This window comes from Pontibacter roseus DSM 17521 (genome assembly GCF_000373265.1).
In the GTDB taxonomy this organism is placed as follows: Bacteria; Bacteroidota; Bacteroidia; order Cytophagales; family Hymenobacteraceae; genus Pontibacter; species Pontibacter roseus.
Map to the genome: position 1 here is coordinate 739,828 of NZ_KB890762.1, position 15,154 is coordinate 754,981.

General features: G+C 54.0%; 15 protein-coding genes. 4 read left to right on the forward strand and 11 right to left on the reverse strand.

The window, feature by feature from the left end; translation table 11 throughout:
• Positions 1-64: 64 nt before the first annotated feature.
• Positions 65-1,771, reverse strand: a complete 1,707-nt coding sequence (locus B051_RS0109825; RefSeq protein ID WP_018478030.1) for a DUF748 domain-containing protein — start codon at positions 1,769-1,771, stop codon at positions 65-67.
• A gap of 130 nt (positions 1,772-1,901) precedes the next feature.
• Here B051_RS0109825 and B051_RS0109830 point away from each other — a divergent pair, with 130 nt between their 5' ends.
• From B051_RS0109830 to B051_RS0109840, 3 genes are all read left to right on the forward strand, one after another.
• Positions 1,902-2,468, forward strand: a complete 567-nt coding sequence (locus B051_RS0109830; protein ID WP_018478031.1) for a TetR/AcrR family transcriptional regulator — start codon at positions 1,902-1,904, stop codon at positions 2,466-2,468.
• Between the two features lie 49 nt (positions 2,469-2,517).
• Positions 2,518-3,408 carry an alpha/beta fold hydrolase gene (locus B051_RS0109835; RefSeq protein WP_211214329.1) on the forward strand — a complete coding sequence of 297 codons (891 nt, stop codon included), beginning with the start codon at positions 2,518-2,520 and terminating at the stop codon, positions 3,406-3,408.
• Positions 3,409-3,471: 63 nt separating this feature from the next.
• A complete protein-coding gene (locus B051_RS0109840; RefSeq protein ID WP_018478033.1) occupies positions 3,472-4,062 on the forward strand; it encodes a hypothetical protein in 591 nt (196 codons plus the stop codon).
• A gap of 60 nt (positions 4,063-4,122) precedes the next feature.
• Here B051_RS0109840 and hisIE read toward each other — a convergent pair whose 3' ends face one another.
• From hisIE to hisH, 4 genes are all read right to left on the reverse strand, one after another.
• Positions 4,123-4,731 (reverse strand): bifunctional phosphoribosyl-AMP cyclohydrolase/phosphoribosyl-ATP diphosphatase HisIE, encoded by a 609-nt coding sequence (gene hisIE, locus B051_RS0109845; protein WP_018478034.1) that lies wholly within the window; start codon positions 4,729-4,731, stop codon positions 4,123-4,125.
• A gap of 91 nt (positions 4,732-4,822) precedes the next feature.
• Positions 4,823-5,581, reverse strand: coding sequence for an imidazole glycerol phosphate synthase subunit HisF (hisF, locus tag B051_RS0109850; RefSeq protein WP_018478035.1), 759 nt, complete (start codon positions 5,579-5,581; stop codon positions 4,823-4,825).
• Positions 5,575-6,297, reverse strand: coding sequence for a 1-(5-phosphoribosyl)-5-[(5-phosphoribosylamino)methylideneamino]imidazole-4-carboxamide isomerase (gene hisA / locus B051_RS0109855; protein ID WP_018478036.1), 723 nt, complete (start codon positions 6,295-6,297; stop codon positions 5,575-5,577). Before hisA ends, hisF begins: the two co-directional genes overlap by 7 nt.
• Entirely contained in the window at positions 6,294-6,875 is a 582-nt protein-coding gene (gene hisH, locus B051_RS0109860; protein WP_018478037.1) for an imidazole glycerol phosphate synthase subunit HisH, read from the reverse strand. The genes hisA and hisH overlap by 4 nt, the downstream gene beginning before the upstream one ends.
• 342 nt (positions 6,876-7,217) lie before the next feature.
• On the opposite strand from hisH, the gene B051_RS0109865 reads away from it, so the two are divergent.
• Positions 7,218-9,263, forward strand: coding sequence for a S9 family peptidase (locus tag B051_RS0109865; RefSeq protein ID WP_018478038.1), 2,046 nt, complete (start codon positions 7,218-7,220; stop codon positions 9,261-9,263).
• Positions 9,264-9,534: 271 nt separating this feature from the next.
• Here the strand turns inward: B051_RS0109865 and aroF are convergent, their stop codons facing one another.
• The 6 genes from aroF to trpD all read right to left on the reverse strand — a co-directional run bounded on the left by aroF (position 9,535) and on the right by trpD (position 15,148).
• A complete protein-coding gene (gene aroF / locus B051_RS0109870; protein WP_018478039.1) occupies positions 9,535-10,545 on the reverse strand; it encodes a 3-deoxy-7-phosphoheptulonate synthase in 1,011 nt (336 codons plus the stop codon).
• Positions 10,542-11,330, reverse strand: coding sequence for a tryptophan synthase subunit alpha (trpA, locus tag B051_RS0109875; RefSeq protein ID WP_018478040.1), 789 nt, complete (start codon positions 11,328-11,330; stop codon positions 10,542-10,544). The genes aroF and trpA overlap by 4 nt, the downstream gene beginning before the upstream one ends.
• Complete coding sequence (gene trpB / locus B051_RS0109880; RefSeq protein WP_018478041.1) at positions 11,320-12,510, reverse strand: tryptophan synthase subunit beta; 1,191 nt, start codon at positions 12,508-12,510, stop codon at positions 11,320-11,322. Before trpB ends, trpA begins: the two co-directional genes overlap by 11 nt.
• 135 nt (positions 12,511-12,645) lie before the next feature.
• Positions 12,646-13,275 carry a phosphoribosylanthranilate isomerase gene (locus B051_RS0109885; RefSeq protein ID WP_018478042.1) on the reverse strand — a complete coding sequence of 210 codons (630 nt, stop codon included), beginning with the start codon at positions 13,273-13,275 and terminating at the stop codon, positions 12,646-12,648.
• A gap of 3 nt (positions 13,276-13,278) precedes the next feature.
• On the reverse strand, positions 13,279-14,094 hold the full coding sequence (gene trpC, locus B051_RS0109890) for an indole-3-glycerol phosphate synthase TrpC (RefSeq protein ID WP_018478043.1): 816 nt from the start codon (positions 14,092-14,094) through the stop codon (positions 13,279-13,281).
• 43 nt (positions 14,095-14,137) lie between these two features.
• Positions 14,138-15,148 (reverse strand): anthranilate phosphoribosyltransferase, encoded by a 1,011-nt coding sequence (gene trpD, locus B051_RS0109895; RefSeq protein WP_018478044.1) that lies wholly within the window; start codon positions 15,146-15,148, stop codon positions 14,138-14,140.
• Between the last annotated feature and the right edge of the window lie 6 nt (positions 15,149-15,154).

Below are 15,154 nucleotides of genomic sequence, written 5' to 3' on the forward strand. Positions count from 1 at the left end.
GCTAGCCACTGTACAACGAGAAAAAGGATAGCGCTAAGGTATAGATATGCTTAAATTACATTGTTCATCCCCTATCCGGGTCATTCAGGTCTTCGCCGAAACCCTCTATACCTGCCGCGCTTCTGAAGCCGCTCACCAGGCAATCCTTCCAGTAGTTGAACACGGAGCGGTTTTTCGCGCGCGTCACTTCTATAGGACCGGTGCGCAGCTCCTCCCCTTGCTTCGGGTTGTCTGAGGCTATCACGAATTTATTGGCCACTTTGGAGAGAATCTTCTTGCCCAGTGACTGTCTCCTGTCTTCCTCCTGGGTCAGGATGTCCACCTTGAAATTGCTGTAGCGCGCATTAAGATGCCCAGTTGCCCGGTTGCGGTATACCTCCAACCTGAAATCGCTCTTATGCAGCTGCCCTTCCTTCACGCTCAAAAAAGTGGTGGGCTCCAGAATGGGGTTCATCGTGGCCGGGTCTGCTGGTCCCACGCTTCCTTCCAGGGTATGGAAAGCGTTCTGGTCCAGGAGGTTCATCCGGACGGTCACAGCCATGGGCGCCTCGCCGTTGATACGCGCTTTCACATCCACCACGGCAGGGCTATCGGCTGACATCCGGTTCTTGTCATTGGTTAGATTCGTGATAGTGGCATAGAGATTCTCAAATGTGATGACACCGGTCTCCACCGCCTCCGGAGCCAGCTCCTCGTAGCGAACGTGCATCCCCTTCACCTCGATTTTGTTTACTACCAACAGGGTCTTCAAATCCTGCACCAGGTCGTGCGGGAGGGGCTTGTCTCCCTTCTGGGGAAAGTTCTTCCGGTCCATGTACGCACTGAAGGTGGGGCTTTCTACGTTCACCAGTTCCGCCACCAGGTGGCTATACCTGGAGTAAGCTTTGTAGTCAACGCCACTGCAGTTGATTTCCGGCACATCCACTTTCATGGTGGAGACAGACATACCTTTCTTTCCGGCCATGGCGGCAGGCTTCAGCAGCGGAATCACCTCCAGTTTTCCGATGTTGAGCGTACCGTCTGAGGTGTTCGCTTTCAGCGCGCCGGCCCGAAGCCGGTAAGTGCCATCAGGCAGCAGATAACTGGCCATACCTGTTTCCAAAGCGATGCTGCTGGCATAGAAAGCCCTGTCTTCGGCCTGGAAAGAGGTGCTGTCCAGTTGCAGGTTTTTCACGTCCAAGTGCAGGCCCTTCACTGTGAATCTATCCACTTCCGATTCTTTTCCCTGCCTGAACCTGAGGGCACCGTCCTCTAGTTGGATGCGGCCGATGCGGGCCTCCCGCGCTATACCTTGCACCGTCTCATGTAGTGCTTTATCCTGTTGGGTGGTGTCCTCCCGCATCTGGGTTATTTTCAGGATGGGTTGCTGTAGCCTTAGCCGCGACACATCCAAAGGCTTGCCACGCAGGATACCGATAAAGTTCACGCCGCTCAGCTTAAAGGTACGGCTTCGCAGGTCGATGAGCATGAGCGGTAATTCGGCTTGTCCCGTGTCTTTCTGCGCAGCAGCCGCTCTGGCTTCCCATTCGTCATAATTCGGAGTGAAGTGCAGGCTGTCAGCCGATATGCTCCCGCCCAGCAGCGATGCATCCAGTCCGTGCAGCTGCAGACTGTAGAGGCCTTTGCTCTGCTCCTTCACCGTCGTCACGAGCTTGTCCTGCAGCCAGGGAATGAAGTACCAGGAGGTGAGAGCCGATACAAAAAGCAGCAAAAGAAAGAGAAGGAGCAGGAGCCATACCCACCCAGAACGGAAAAGCGTTTTGAAATTCACGGGAGTCGATTGGTTTATGCGTTCTTACGGACAACCGTGCCCTGCGTTAAAAAAGACGCCACTGTAGAGGTATAGAAAAACAGGCAGGAAGAGGCCAACAAAATTATTGAACAATCGTTCATTAAATAAGATGAACAAGTTTCAGGAGAAGCGGGAACAAAGTGTCGGCACCTTGGTGGAGGTGGCGCTCCGGCTGTTTGCCCAGAAAGGCTACGAGGCGACATCGATTCGCGCAATTGCCAGTGAGGCGGGCATGTCGTTGGGGCTGCTGTACAATTACTTCAGCGGGAAAGAACAACTGCTCGAAGAGATTTTCCGGCAGGGCATCCGGGACGTACAGGCTACCCTCAGCAACCAGACAGAGCAGCAAACAGACTCTCGCATTGCGCGTCATATACAGCAGACGGTGCAGCTGCTCAAGGAGAAAAAGGACTTCTGGAGGCTGCTGCATGGCATCCGGATGCAGTCACCTGTGGTGAAGCGGCTGCTTGTCAGCATGCAGGCGGAAACAGAGGCGATTGAGACCAGTATCCGACAGAACCTGGAGCAGGACGGCTTCGGGAATGTGGCGATAGAAGCGAAACTGCTCTTCGCCGCCATCGATGGTATGGCGCACCACTTCCTGCTGTTCGACGATTACCCGATAGACGAGGTAGCCCAACTGCTCATACTTAAATACAGCAAAGGCAAGAAATGAAAGGAAAGAAAGAACGCACTCCCAATCATAAAATAATTCAGCACACGGTATGGAAACTTATAGAGAGACAACGGCAGGCACCATGAAGTCCCCCAAGTGGCTGGACCGGATTCTGTACCCCTTCGCGCACCACACCCTGACCTTGCCGAACGGGCAGATGCACTATGTGGATGAGGGTCAGGGCGAGCCTATTGTTTTCGTGCACGGCACGCCTACCTGGTCGTTTGTGTGGCGCCAGCAAATCAAGTCCCTGAGCAGAAGGTATCGTTGTATTGCACCTGACCACCTGGGCTTTGGCCTGTCAGAAAAACCTACGTCGTTCAGCTATACCCCAGAGGCGCACGCCCAGAACCTGGAGCAACTAATAGAACACCTGCAGTTAAAAGACATCACACTGGTAGTACACGATTTTGGAGGCCCTATTGGTTTGAACTACGCCCTGCGCCACCCTTCTAACGTCAAACGGATTGTTATCCTGAACACCTGGCTGTGGAGCTTGCAAGAGGAGAGACAGATGATGAAAATCAGCGGCTTCCTGAACGGCGCTCTTGGCCGCTTGCTATACCTGAACCTGGGCTTTTCGCCGCGCCTGTTGCTCCCCAGAGGCTACCACGAGCGTCGCCACCTCAGCAAAGATGTTCACCGGCACTACCTGCGGCCCCTGAACAAAGCCAGCAACCGCATCGGGACCTGGCACTTCGCTGTGGCGCTGAAGGAGTCGGGAGATTGGTTTGAGCAATTGTGGGAACAGCGGGAAAATATCAGGCCTATAACCAAGCTCATCCTGTGGGGAGAGAAAGACGCGCTGCTGCCCCTCCACCTGCTGGACAAATGGCAAGAGGCTTTTCCGGAGGCACAGGTACAACGTTACAAAGCCGGCCATTTCGTGCAGGAAGAAAAAGGCGGCGAAATAGCCGACTCGATTTTAAAATTTATATAAGTAATATATAATATTGGCACGATAATAGGTATAGCTTTTTCAAATGGTACTTATAATTAATCTATGAAAAAGCTATTTCACTACGCCTGCCTATTGGCTTTGCCGCTTCTACTTGGCGCCTGCGACGAAGAGGAGAAAGAGACTCCCTTGCCTGAACCGGAAGCAAGCCTGAACAGAACCTTCGACTTTAAGAACGCAGACGAAGACGAGAAAGCCACCTATACCTTGGGCGCTTTTGAATCGCATTTGGTTTTGGAGAATGGCAAACTGGAACTGGCATTCTCCCCTGCGGCTCCCACCGGCAAAGATGCCCTGGTCTTCAAGATAAAGAGCACTGATATACCCAGCGGGTATGTAGGGAAGTATAGCGTCAAATCACTGCCGGAGACGGAAGCCGGAAAGGCGGAAACCACCTATTACCACTACCTGGGCACAGGCGGCGGAAGCGCCCTAATGAGCGGGGGCAACACGATGGCAGGAGAAGTAGAAATCACCGCCTTTGACACCCAGAACCAACTGGCCAGCGGCAAGTTCGAGATCACCATGCCTGACGCCTATGACCCTACCCGCTACAACCCCAACCTGGACGATGCCCGTAAATGCGACATCACAGTGACAGGTTTCTTCAAGAACCTGCGTCTCGTACGTCTCTAAACAGCAAAGCCCCCCGCAGCTATACCTGCGGGGGGCTTTGTAGTAATTCTAAAGTAAAAGCTATTTCTTGTGTCGCTCCTGCAGCACAGCCACCACATCACTCAGTTGCATGCCTGTGGCTGCCAGCAGCACCAGCAGGTGGTAAAGCAAATCGGCTGCTTCGCCTTTCATGGTATCCGTTTTTCCCGCCACGGCATCAATCACCGTCTCCACGGCCTCCTCTCCCACCTTCTGCGCTATCTTGTTCACGCCTTTGTTGAAGAGGAAATTGGTATACGATGCCTCCGAAGGCTTTGCCTTGCGTTCCTGAATCACCTCTTCCAGCCTGGCTATGAACTGAATGGCTGCCATCCGTTTCGCCGTGTCATCCTCGCCAAAACAGCTTGTATCACCGGTATGGCAAGTGGGACCATTGGGTTTCACTTTGATGAGCAGGGAATCGTTGTCGCAGTCCTCCATGATGCTGAGCACGTGCAGCGTGTTGCCGGATGTTTCGCCCTTGGTCCAGAGACGGTTCTTAGAGCGGGAGAAGAACGTGACCAATCCCTCTTTCTGTGTCTTGTCCAGCGCCTCCCAGTTCATGTAACCCAGCATGAGCACCTGTCCGGTTTGCCCATCCTGTATCACCGCCGGCACCAGGCCGCTCATTTTGTCGAAGTCAATGTTCAAAATCAGTTTGTTTTGAGGTTAGAAGGTAAAGAGTAAGGAGCGTGTGCCTAAACAAGCGGCCTTCACGATTCGGCAATTTAACAATCCCTGATTAAATCCGAACATCTACCCCCTGATTTTTGAGGAAGTGCTTCAGGTCCGGTATTTCTAGCTCCCGGAAGTGGAACAGACTGGCTGCCAGCGCGGCATCGGCCTGTGCCTGCAAGAAAACGTCAGCAAAGTGCTGCTTATTGCCCGCCCCTCCCGAGGCGACTACCGGCACTGTCACAGCGCGTGCTACCTCCCCGGTGATATCCAGTGCGAATCCAGCCTTGGTACCGTCGTTGTTCATGCTGGTCAGCAGTATCTCACCTGCGCCTAAATCCACTACCCGTTTGGACCAGTCCACGGTAGCATGCTCCGTCTCCACGGTACCAGCCCGGGTGTATACCTTCCAGCCGGTGGCGTCGGTGTGCTTCGTATCAATGGCTACGGTCACGCACTGGCTCCCGAAGCGCTTAGCCAGGTCCTCCACCAGTTGTGGGTGGCGGATGGCAGCCGAGTTGATAGACACTTTATCGGCGCCAGCCTGCAGCAGCACCTCCACATCGGCCACGGAGCTTATACCTCCACCCACTGTGAAAGGAATATCGATGTGTCGGGCAATGTCGCGCACGAGTTCCGCGAAGGTCTTACGTTCTTCATTGGTAGCGGTGATGTCGAGGAATACCAGTTCATCAGCACCTTGTCCGGCATACCACTTGGCCAGTTCCACCGGGTCGCCGGCATCGCGGATGTTCTCGAAACGGATGCCCTTCACAGTACGGCCGTCTTTGATGTCGAGGCAGGGTATAATGCGTTTGGTTAGCATAGGAATCGTTCTAAGTCTTTCAAGGAAATGGTGCCTTCGTATATGGCTTTGCCGATGATGGCGCCCCTCACCCCGATTTCCTGCAGCTCCTCCAGGTCCCGCACGGTGGTGACACCACCACTCGCGATGATGTCCGCCTCTGGCAGCGTGAGCCGCAGGTGGCGGTAGGTATTGTGTGAAGGCCCCTGCAATTTGCCGTCTTTGCTTACATCGGTGCAGATGAACACTTTAGCGCCTGTTTTTACATACCCGGATATGAACTCCTGCAGTGGGTATTTGCTCTCCTCGGTCCAGGCGCTGATGGCGATGTTCGAACCCTTAAAGTCAGCACCAATAATGATTTTGTCGGCCCCGTAGCGCAGCAGCCAGTCTTTCACAGTCTCTGGTTCTCGAACGGCGATGCTGCCCGCCGTAATTTGCGCTGCACCTGCGTCAAATGCCTGCTGCACTGCCTCATCCGACTGCAAGCCTCCCCCAAAATCTATGATTAGGTTCGTGTTGGCGGCTATACTCTCCAGTACGTTCAGGTTCACCGGCTTGCGCGCCCGGGCGCCGTCCAGGTCCACCAGGTGCAGTCGCTTGATGCCGTGCGCCTCAAAGCGCTTGGCCACCTCCAAAGGGTTGCTGTCGTAGGTGGTCTGCTGGGCGAAGTCGCCTTCGGTGAGGCGCACGCACTGGCCGCCGATAAGGTCTATGGCTGGGGTGATATCCATCATAAGGCTAAGAAGTTTTTGAGGATTTGTGAGCCGGCAGGTCCGCTTTTCTCCGGGTGGAACTGCGCGGCATAAAAGTTTTTAAACTGAAGGGCAGCCGAGAAGGGCTCCGGGTAGGACGTCTGGGCAATGGTGTACTCTGACAGCGGCACGTAGAAACTATGCACATAATAGGCATATTCGCCTTCGGCTATACCTGCAAATAGCGGTGTCTGCAGCTGCTCCAGTTGGTTCCAACCCATGTGCGGCACCTTCAGGTCGGTCTGGAAGCGCTTGACCGGCAACGGAATGATGCCCAGCATATCAGTATCTCCTTCATCGGAGTGCTGGCAGAGCAGCTGCATGCCCAGGCATACACCAAAAAACGGCTGCTTCAGCGTAGGCAGCAGCTTGTCCAGGTTGCGGGACCGGAGCTGGGCCATGGCTGATGAGGCCTCTCCCACCCCTGGGAAAATCACCTTGTCGGCCGACTGTATAGTCTCAAAGTCGGCGCTCAGTGTGGCCTGCACGCCAAGCCGCTCCAGCGCAAACTGCACCGACTGCACATTGCCCGCTTTGTAATCCACTATAACTAGGTTCATGCTGTTGAATTATGAATTAGATTTTACGAATGATGACTGCAACAGAGCCACAACCACGATTTCATGCTTTGGTTTGAATCTGTCATGAATCAAAAAAGCCTGACTCATTTCGGAGTCAGGCTTTTGGAATAGGGTATAGCTTAAACTATTGGCAAATCCATAGGCAGACGGCTCCGAAACGTTCGCTTCGTGCATGATGATGGTGCAGATGTGCCAGTGTGCCTTTCATGGAGGCAAATATAAAACAGCCTGCTTACAGTTACTATTTATTCTTACTTTTTCTTACCTCCCATACCTGCGACTGTGATTTTAGATTTCCGCCAATTGCCTTACATTTGAAGTATGAAAAAGATACTAGTACTTGCTGGAGTGTTTGCCGTAGGTATGGCGCAGGCACAGCAGCGCATGACCCCAGAACTCCTCTGGAAGCTGGGCCGCGTCTCGGCCGAAAAGGTAACGCCTGACGGTAAATCGGTCATCTATGGCGTTGGTTACGTCAACATGGAAGAGAACGGCAGCGAACGCAACCTCTACCGCATACCGGTGACCGGCGGACAGCCAACGCAACTCACGTCTACCAAAGGCGGCGAAAGCGTGGTGCACATCGACAAAGCTGGCAATATCATTTATCTGCACAAGGGCCAGCTGTGGCAGCTTGCGGGTGGAAAAGGCGAACCAAAACAGCTCTCCAATATAGAAGGCGGCCTGACCAATGTACGCATCTCTCCGGATGGCAAGCACGTGCTGTTCTCCCGCGATGTAGAAGTGAAAAAGATGCACAGCACTGATATCTACCCGGAGCTGAAGAAATCGAACGCATACGTGTACGACGACCTCAACTACCGCCATTGGGACACTTGGGAGGATGGCAAGTTTCAGCACGTCTTCTATGCACATTACAACGATGGCAAGCTCGGCACGCCTGTTGACATCATGAAAGATGAGCCCTTTGATACGCCCCAAATGCCTTTCGGCGGATTGGAGGACATGATTTGGAGCCCCGACAGCAAAGCCATCCTATATGTGAGCAAGAAGAAGTTCGGGAAAGCGTATGCCGTCAGCACCAACACCGACATTTACCGCTACGACCTGGCCACGGGCAAAACAACCAACCTGACGCAGGACAACCTGGGCTATGACACGGCTCCGTCGTTCTCAGAAGACGCTTCCAAAATAGCCTGGCTGAGTATGGACGAAGACGGAAACGAAGCCGACCAGAATGAACTGATTGTATCCGACATCAAATCAGGAGAGAAATTCAACCTGACCAAAGACTGGGACGAAACCATCAACTCCTTTGAGTGGAGCAAAGACGGCAGCAAAATCTGGTTCGTGGCCCCTACCAAAGGTACCATCCAACTATTCGAGATTTCGCTGCCGAAAAACCTGGAGAAGTTCTCCAATAAAAGCATCAAACAGGTGACCAAAGGACAGTTTGATGTAAATGGCATTGTGGGTCAGTCGGGCAACAGTCTGATTGTATCACGCGCCGACATGAACCACGCCGCGGAGCTATACCGGGTAGGCCTCAAATCAGGGAAACTGACGCAGCTGACGAACGTGAATGACGCCATTTACAGCAAGCTATCACTAAGCAAGGTGGAGCCACGCACGACAAAGGCTACTGATGGCAAGGACCTGCTTTCGTGGGTAGTGTATCCGCCTGACTTCGACCCGAATAAGAAATACCCGACACTGCTCTACTGCCAGGGTGGCCCACAGTCTGCTCTGACGCAGTATTACTCCTACCGTTGGAACATGCAGCTCATGGCAGCCAATGGCTACATCGTGATTGCACCGAACAGACGCGGCATGCCGGGCCATGGCGAAGAATGGAACCGCCAAATCAGCGGCGACTGGGGCGGACAGGCAATCCGCGATTACCTGACCGCCATTGATGACTTGGCCAAAGAGGCGTATGTGGACAAAGACAGACTGGGTGCAGTAGGTGCCAGCTACGGCGGCTACTCCGTGTTCATGCTGGCAGGTATGCATGAGAACCGCTTCAAGACCTTCATCGCCCACGACGGCCTGTTTGATATGCGCAGCTGGTATGGCACCACGGAAGAGTTGTTTTTTGCCAACAACGAGCTGAAAGGCCCTTACTGGGAAACCAAATCCCTGGAGTCCTACAAGCAGTTCAACCCGATTGAGCACGCCAACAAATGGGACACGCCGATTCTGATTGTGCAGGGCGGGCAGGACTTCCGGGTAGGTATAGAGCAGGGCCTGCAGGCCTTCCAGCTGGCGCAGCTGAAAGGTTTGAAGAGCCGTCTGCTATACTTGCCGGATGAAAACCACTGGGTGCTGCAGCCGCAAAACGCCATTGTTTGGCAGCGAGAGTTCTTCAAATGGCTGGATGAAACGCTGAAGCCGGCGAACAACTAAAGTCTATTAACTCTAAAACAAAAAGTCCGGTGCTTAAAAGCACCGGACTTTTTGTTTCTACATGTTTTTGCTTTGATACAGTCTGTCCCATTGAGTGGACAAAAGGGTTGTTAATTCGTTCATGATTAACATCCCCCTGGCCCCTTCAAAGCGAGACTTCTCCTTTAAAATTTTAAAAACTCTTTTTACTGGCGCTGCTTTGCAACTCTGCCTAGCCTTTGACCTTAACAACAGGCCAGCTACGAGCTAGGACGCTTGTGCGATAGCTAATCTAAAAACTCTCCCGGAGTTCGTACGCCTGGCGCATGCGTTTTATCAACCGCTCCGACTCTTTGAAATTCACCGTCTGCTGCCCATCTGAGAAGGCCTCTTCCGGTTTCTGATGCGTTTCGTAAATCACGCCGTCCGCACCGGCCATCACCGCGGCCAGCGACATCTGCTCCACAAAATCGCGAAGGCCGATGCCGTGCGAGGGGTCCACGATGACGGGCAGATGGGTTTTGGCCTTGAGCACCGGCACAGCGTTTAGGTCCAGCACGTTGCGGTATGCGGTTTCATAGGAACGTATGCCGCGCTCGCAAAGCATGATTTTCTCGTTGCCGTTGGAGAAGATGTACTCCGCCGCCTGCAGCAATTCTTCTATAGTCCCGGAGATGCCGCGCTTTAGCAGCACCGGCTTCTGCGCCTCGCCCAGCGCGTCGAGCAGGTTAAAGTTCTGGCTGTTGCGCGCGCCCACCTGGAACACATCCACATAGTCTGCCATCTCCTCAATCTGCGACACCTGCATCACTTCCGTGATTATTTTAATGCCGTTTTCGCGGCAAATCCGGTGGAACATGCGCAGCCCATCCAGCCCCAGCCCACGGAAAGCGTAGGGTGAGCTGCGCGGTTTGAACACGCCGCCCCGCATGATGCTCACATTATTCTCTTTGAGATGCTGTACCACCAGCTCAATCTGCTGCTCGTTCTCGATGGAGCACGGACCGGCCATGATGCTGAAGCTGCCTTCGCCTATGAGCACACCATCACCTAAGTCAATGCGCGTGGGGTTCACTTTCCATTTGCGGGAAATCAGCTTGTATTCGTCTGACACACGGTGAATGTCTGCCACGCCCGGCAACTGTCCCAGCGTACGAATGTCGAAGTCTTTCTTGCCGATGCCCACAATGTAACTCCCCTCCTGCGTCTGCACCTCGTTGGCTTTGAATCCTACATTCTTAACCTCTTGCAGGATATTCTCTTTGATATCAGCAGGTATACCTTGCTGCAACTGTATAATCATACTTTCTCGTTTTCTCTGATGCTTTGGATGAATGTACGGACGTTGTCCTGCAGGCTTCCTTCTTTCGCCAAGGCCTTGATGAAGGCACTCCCGATGATGGCCCCTCGGGCATGGGTGCAGGCCTGCGTGAAGGTGTCGCGGTCGTGTATGCCGAAACCGATGATGCCCGGGTTTCGCAAACCCATACCTGCCACACGCTGGAAGTAGTCTGTGTTGGAGACCCCTTTGGAACCGGTGCTTCCCGTCACCGATGCCGACGACACCATGTAGATGAAGCTGTTGGAATGGCTGTCAATTTCGCGAATACGCTGCTCCGGCGTCTGAGGCGTCACCAGGAAAACGTTGCTCAACCCGTACTGCTCAAACAGCGGCTTGTACTCCCGCACATAGTCTGCCAGCGGTAGGTCGGGTAGGATAAGGCCATCTATACCTATTTCACTGGCTTTCTGCAGGAAGCGCTCCACTCCGTATTGCATCACGGGGTTCAGGTAGCCCATCAGCACCAGCGGAATCTGGGTATGCTGCCGGATGTCCTGCAGTTGCTCAAAGAGTTTGGGAATGGTCATGCCGTTGCGGATGGCCACTTCGCTGCTCTGCTGAATGGTAGGACCGTCGGCTAGCGGGTCGGAGAAAGGCATACCGACTTCAATCAAATCAACCCCACTCTTCTCTAATTCCAGGATGATGGGCACCGTGTCGTCCAGCTTGGGGTAGCCGGCCGTGAAGTATACCGAAAGCAGCCCCTGCTGGTTCTGCCCAAAGAGCCTCTGTAATCTAGTTGCCATGGAGCCCGAATCTGTCAAGGTATGTCGTTAAATCTTTGTCGCCGCGGCCCGATAAGTTCACCACCACCACATCCTCCGGCTTCGCACCGATGCGACCAAGAGCCGCCAAGGCATGGGCCGACTCCAGGGCAGGTATAATGCCTTCGAGCCGCGTCAGCTCCAGTACCGCTTGCAGCGCCTCTTCGTCGGTGATGCTCTCGAAACGGGCGCGGCCGGATTGGTGCAGGTGCGCGTGCAGCGGTCCTACGCCGGGATAGTCCAGGCCAGCCGAGATGGAATAGGGTTCCGTCACCTGCCCGTCATCGGTCTGCATGAGCAGCGTACGGCTGCCGTGGATAATGCCTTCCTTGCCCAACACCGACGTGGCAGCAGACTCACCAGAATCCACTCCCAGTCCGGCTGCCTCCACGGCTACTAGCTTCACCTCCGGCGTATCCAGGAAGTGGTAGAAAGCTCCGGCGGCGTTGCTGCCGCCGCCTACGCAGGCCACCACATAATCAGGGTTCTCTTGGCCAGTCTTCTCCAGCAGTTGCGCCTTCATCTCCTCTGATATAACGGACTGGAAACGGGCGACCATGTCCGGGTATGGGTGTGGCCCCACTACCGAACCGATGATGTAGTAGGTGTCTTCGGGGTTGTTAATCCAGTCGCGAATTGCCTCGTTGGTGGCGTCTTTTAGGGTGCGGCTGCCGCTGGTGGCCGGCACCACCGTGGCACCCAACATCTTCATCCTAGCCACATTGGGCGCCTGACGTTTGATGTCCACTTCACCCATGTACACGATGCACTCCAGGTTCATGAGCGCGCAAACCGTGGCGGTCGCCACGCCATGCTGTCCGGCGCCCGTCTCGGCGATAATGCGGGTCTTGCCCAGACGTTTGGCTAGCAGCACCTGCCCCACCGTGTTGTTTATTTTATGCGCGCCGGTATGGTTGAGGTCTTCCCGCTTCAGGTATACCTGGGTATTGTATTTCTCGGATAGCCGCTTGGCAAAGTACAAGGGCGTTGGTCTTCCTACGTAGTCGCGAAGTAGCCCCTGCAATTCCTCCTGGAAATCCGGCGCGCTCATTATCTTCAGATAATTCTGGCGCAGCTCCTCCACATTGGGGTATAGCATCTCGGGGACATAGGCTCCTCCGAACCTGCCATAGAAGCCGTTTTCATCTACTGTATATTTCATAATCTTCTGTTATTTGTATTTCGAGTTCCCTAGAGGTGCCATCGCAGCTGATAAATCCAGACTTACTAACCGAATATGATTTTTAACAGCCGCGCCGGCTCACGCCTATAGAGTAGTCGAAACGACATTACTTTATTACTTATCTTTCACAAAGTTAATCAGGTCCCTCAACTGCTCCACATCCTTCAGCCCCGGTTCCAGCTCGAAGCCACTGTTCACATCAAGGGCAAATGGTCTGGGTCTCAGCTTCTCGAATTCTTTGCTCTGCAGGTTCGCCAGGTTCAGGCCACCGCTCAGGAAATAAGGCTTGTCTGCCAGATAGCCTTTGAGTAGTTCCCAGTCGAAGACGGTGCCGTTGCCCCCGTAGTTATTCCCCCGCGTGTCAAACAGAAAGTAATCGCAGTATCGCTCATAGAGCAAGGTGTTTTCGAAAGCGAAGCGGTCATCCACGGAAAAGGCCTTAATCATGCGTATGCCTGCCTCACTGAGCTCCCGACACTGGACCGGCGTCTCGTGGCCGTGCAACTGCACCAAATCAAGGCCATACTTCCGCTGGGTGTGCCGGATGTTGTCCGTCGATTCATTCACAAACACCCCCACCTTCTGGATACCTGCCGGAAGTTCCGCCAGCAGTTCAGGCGTGATGTGACCTTCACAGAAGCGCTTGGAGCCCTCGTAGAAGATGAAACCCATGTAATCCGGCTCTAATGCCGCCACCTGCTGGATATTTTCGGGCTCACGCATGCCACAGATTTTCACTTCCATCGCCTAGCTTTTAACAAGATTCTCTTCCTGTAACTGGCGGAGCTCCCGTATGAATTCCATGGCAGCACGTTCCGGACGCCCGTCTGTCATAAAGCTTTCACCAATCAGGAAACCGTTGTAACCTGCCTCCTGCAGCTCTACCAGTGTCTTTGGCTCTTTCAAACCACTTTCTGAGACCTTGGTCATACCTGCCGGAATATGCTGTGCCAGTTCGAATGAGAGCGCTACGTTGGTCTGGAAGGTCTGCAGGTTGCGGTTGTTGACGCCCACCACCGTCACATTGTCGCACAGCGTCTGCTGCAGTTCCTCCAGGTTGTGCACCTCCAGCAATACCTCCAAACCAAAGGAGCGGGCAAAAGCAGCCAATTGCTTCAGACGGGCCGGCTCCAATGCCGCGGCAATGAGCAGAACAGCATCCGCGCCTATGGATTTAGCCTCCACGATTTGGTACTCGTCCACCGTGAAATCCTTGCACAGGATGGGGCAGTAGTTGTACTTCCGGGCCGTCACCAGGTCCTCATTCTTTCCACCAAAATAGTGCGTGTCTGTCAGGATGGAAAGTGCTGATGCCCCTGCCTGCATGTAGCCAATCGAAGTTCGCTCCACCGACACATAAGGGTTGATGTCTCCTTTGGAAGGCGACTTGCGCTTGATTTCTGCGATGATACCGCTCTTGTCGGGCCGCAGCAGGTAGCGCTCCAGCGACAGGCAGGGCGTCTCGAAGTACAGGCTCTTCTCCAGCAGCTTGACCGGGTATAGCTCCTTACGGTCTGCCACCTCTTTGTATTTATGCGCGATTATTTCGTCGAGTATGTTCATGTCTGATGTTTTACAAATGAAAGGTATAGAAGTTCAAAAAGGCCTAAGCCATGACAAGGTTCTTATCCGCTATTAACCTGGAAAATAGGGTGTAAGCCCTACCTGATTCCAGTGTTTCTTTTGCCAGTTGCACGGCCTCAGGTATAGCTATCTCAGGTCGGGCGCAATGGATGGCCATACCTGCGTTGGCCGACACCACATCTGTCTGGGCGGCTGTCCCGGCTCCTTTCAGCACATCCAGGAAAATTTTTGCGGACTCGGCTATACCTCCTCCGCCCTGGATTTGCTCGTGCTGCAGGCGCGACAGACCCAAATCCGGCGCATCAAGCAACTGCTCCTTGCTATCGGCAATCACCTTGAAGGGGCTGGTCAGGGAAACCTCATCGTAACCGTCCAGGGTATGGAGGATGCTATACCGGAGCTCCGGCTGCTGCTGGTACAGGTAGCCGTACATACGGGCCAACTCCAGGCTGAACACCCCAACCAACTGCTTCTTCGGGAAGGCTGGGTTCACCATCGGGCCCAGCATGTTGAAGAAGGTCTTCACCCCCAGGTCTTTGCGAATGGCCCCCACCCCTTTCATTGCCGGGTGAAAAAGTGGGGCGTGCAGGAAACAAATATTATAGGAGTCTATGCTCCGCACCAGTTTGTCGGTATCGGTTGTGAACCGGATTCCCAGCGCTTCCAGCACATTGGAAGAGCCGCAGGACGAGGACACGCCATAATTACCATGCTTGGCCACCGGTATGCCATTAGCCGCTACCACAAAGGAAGATAGCGTCGAGATGTTGAAGGTATCCTTTCCGTCCCCACCGGTGCCGCAAAGGTCAATCGGGTCGTAAGCCTCCAGGTCGATGCGGTGGCAGGTGTCCAGCAGGGCGTTTCGGAAACCCTCCAACTCCTCTACCGTGATGCTCCGCATCATGTACACCGTCAGGAAGCTGGCGATTTGGCTCTGGTTGTATTTGCCGGCCGTCACGTTCAGCAGCACCTCGCGCGCCTGCTCCTTGCTCAGCGTCTTGTGTTCAAACAGGTGGTTCAGTATCTCTCTCATTAGTTT